General features: G+C 39.2%; 3 protein-coding genes. 1 reads left to right on the top strand and 2 read right to left on the bottom strand.

Annotation, left to right across the window (positions count from 1 at the left end; all coding sequences use genetic code 11):
• Positions 1-633 precede the first annotated feature (633 nt).
• On the bottom strand, positions 634-1,983 hold the full coding sequence (locus JHC30_02560; GenBank protein MCI4463037.1) for an acetate kinase: 1,350 nt from the start codon (positions 1,981-1,983) through the stop codon (positions 634-636).
• Positions 1,984-2,616 carry a redox-sensing transcriptional repressor Rex gene (locus JHC30_02565; GenBank protein ID MCI4463038.1) on the bottom strand — a complete coding sequence of 211 codons (633 nt, stop codon included), beginning with the start codon at positions 2,614-2,616 and terminating at the stop codon, positions 1,984-1,986.
• Between the two features lie 324 nt (positions 2,617-2,940).
• Between JHC30_02565 and JHC30_02570 the strand changes: the two genes are divergently transcribed.
• On the top strand, positions 2,941-3,076 hold a 136-nt coding region (locus JHC30_02570; GenBank protein ID MCI4463039.1), incomplete at its 3' end, for a 7-cyano-7-deazaguanine synthase.

Consider the following 3,076-nt stretch of genomic DNA (forward strand, 5'->3'; position numbering starts at 1 on the left):
AATTTATATAGTTCCCTTTAATACTACATTTTCAGTTTGTGTAAAAAATTTTAAGTCTGTGATTTGGAAAAACTTGGCAATGAATAATGACAATCAACGGAGGAGGGATAAGTCCCTTCCTCCAACCTGTTGAGGGGGTTTAAAAGCACTCCTCAAAAAACTCCCCGAATGAATTTAAAGTCTCTTTTTTGGGGGGGATAAGGCGGAGATCCCTCACAAAAGACGTTCGGGACGACACTTCGTGTCGGTTCTGAAGGGGGTCTTTTAACCACTTCGATTTGGTTGTCACCCCGAGAAACGAAGTGACGAGGGGTCTCCTCCTTTCAATTGAGATGGCGAGAAGGATCCCCCTCAATACTCCACCGAAATGCCTTTTGCCTTTGGGGAAAAGTTGGAAAGGGGGCTTCGTCCCCTTTGCCACCCCGAACGCAGTGAGGGGTCTCCTCCGTTAAATAGAGGATGTGAAATGACGCCCCTCCTCCAGCTTCACCCGAAAAAGAATTCTCATACGAATTCAGGAGCATTGAGATGGTGTGTGGTGTCCTACCTAAAATTTTGAAAATTATCCGCTTCGCTCAGGATAAACGATTTTCTCCAAGAAATTAAAATAGGGGGCTTTGTGCCCCCTTCTGTCTATCCAATTCCTGGGATTTTTGCTCGTATCTCTGCAAGGTCTGGCTTTTTCTCTAATTCTTTTGCGAAGTTTTCTTCCCTCAGGAGATTCTTGTAATGTGGGTCCTGGAAGGAATAAGTAAATTTTGTATGAATATCATAACGACCTTCCATAATAGCAACTGTATCCTCAGTCATTACGAGCTCCTCGTCTGTTGGAATAACAAAGACTTTTACTTTCGAATCAGCACCTGTGATATCAGTTTCCGCATTTCTTGTTAATGAGAGATTGTTTTTTCTCTTGTCTACGGAGACACCAAGATTCTCAAGCCCTTCAAGAGACTTTTCTCTAAATATTGGTCCCATCTCTCCAACACCTGCTGTAAATACAATTGCATCAACTCTACCCAAAACTGCCATATAGGCACCAATGTATTTCTTAAGCCTGTAGGTTTCAATGTCAATTGCAAGTTGCGCAAGAGGGTCTCCCTGTTCTGCTGCTATTTCAACATCCCTGCGGTCTGTGTACTTCCCATTCGTTATACCAAAAACACCACTTTTCTTATTCAGGATATCGTTCATCTCTTTTACTGAAAGCCCTAACTTATCCATCATATAAAGGTCAATTGCTGCATCATGGTCACCTGCACGAGTTCCCATAACAAGTCCCTCAAGAGGTGTAAATCCCATACTTGTGTCAACAGATATGCCATTCTTTACAGCGTCAATACTTGCGCCATTTCCAAGGTGCGCAATAACAACATTTGTTTCGAAGGGATTCTTTCCTAAAAGTACAGCTGCTCTCTTTGCAACATAAAGAAATGAAGTGCCGTGAAAACCGTACCTTCTTATATGGTATTTTTCGTACCACTCTCTTGGAAGTGCATAAATAAAGGCATGTTCAGGTATTGTCTGATGCCATGCAGTATCCATAATTGCAACATGAGGCACATCAGGAAGAACAGCCATAGCAGCTCTGATTCCCATAATGTTAGGGGGATTGTGAAGTGGTGCAAGGTCTTGTAATTCTTCAAAAGTCCTTAGAGCTTCGTCTGTAATAAGAACCGATTTGTTGAATTTTTCGCCTCCGTGGACCACCCTGTGACCCACTGCTTTTACTTCTTTAACATCCTTAATAACACCAATTTCTGGGTCTGTAAGAGTCTTAAGGATAAGTTCAATTGCTTCCTTGTGTGTAGGACAATCGCTTTGGATTTTAACTGTGTCCCTTCCCGGAACTTCATGCTTGATAAAAGAACCGCCAATTGTCACACGCTCAACGATACCTTTCGCTAAAATTCTTTTTTCGCTCCATCTATAAAGTTGGTATTTTACGGAAGAACTACCACAGTTTAGCGTTAATACATCCATCTATTCCTCCCATTTATTTTTTATCAGATATGAAATTATATACAACTTTTGTGTGAGGTCAACATCAAGGACAACTATCTTCCTTCGAGTTTTAAGATTTAATGTGACCGGAGCGAAATTTAAAATTCCCTTAACTTTACTTTTAGCAATAATTTCCTCGATATCTTGCACTGCCTCAGTTGGAACTGCAACAATTGCAATTTCAATATTTTCCTTATCAACAACTTCGCCAAACTTTTCGATATGATACACAGGAATGCCGTTTATCTTTTTATTAATTTTTTCTGGATCGATATCAAACATCGCTTTTACATCGTAGCCCACTTCTTTAAAGCCTTTGTACTTTGAAAGGGCTGTTCCCAGAGAGCCTGCACCAATGATTGCAACATTCCACTTCCTTTTTGTTTTGAGAATCTTCTCGAGTTTCTTTAAAAGTGCTTCAACATCATATCCTTCGCCTGTTTTCCCAAATTTGCCGAAATACGAGAGGTCCTTTCTTACCTGTTCTGGTGTTGTTCTCGTGTGTTCAGCCATCTCATAAGAAGAGATTTTTTTCACACCTCTTTCTTTAAGATGCCTCAAACATCTTACATAAATTGCAAGTCTCTCAATTGTTGCAAACGGTATGTCCATTTGTACCTCCTAACAATATTTTTTTCACAATTGAAATGTGTTTTCAATCAATTTTACAATAAGATTTAAAAAAGTCAAATATATTTAGAACTTTGTGAAAAGAATAAAATAATGTTATGTCGATAAAAAACAAGTTGATTGCACTTAGGACTTGCTAATAATTATTATATTGTCTGTTTGTCCGAAAATACCGTTGAGGTTTTTTACCCTGGTGTCAAAATTATTATACTGCTAAATTCGGGTTAAAAGGGTAGAGATACGATGTTGAGATCGGCACATTTTACATATGTTTGCAAATTAGCAAAAACGCTATAAAATCTTTTTATGAAAGTTTATGTTGGAGTAAGTGGCGGTGTTGATAGTTCTGTTGCGCTGTATTTATTAAAGAAAGAAGGATACGATGTTGTTGCGGCGTTCTTCAGGCTCGAGAAGGAAGAGAGTTTATCAAGGTGCTGCAATA

Origin of the sequence: Caldisericum sp. (assembly GCA_022759145.1) — a bacterium.
Classification (GTDB): domain Bacteria; phylum Caldisericota; class Caldisericia; order Caldisericales; family Caldisericaceae; genus Caldisericum.

Excerpts from the sequence above, each read along its gene's own strand:
- JHC30_02560 (MCI4463037.1), bottom strand. The coding sequence starts at position 1,983 with ATGGATGTATTAACGCTAAACTGTGGTAGTTCTTCCGTAAAATACCAA.
- JHC30_02565 (MCI4463038.1), bottom strand. The coding sequence starts at position 2,616 with ATGGACATACCGTTTGCAACAATTGAGAGACTTGCAATTTATGTAAGA.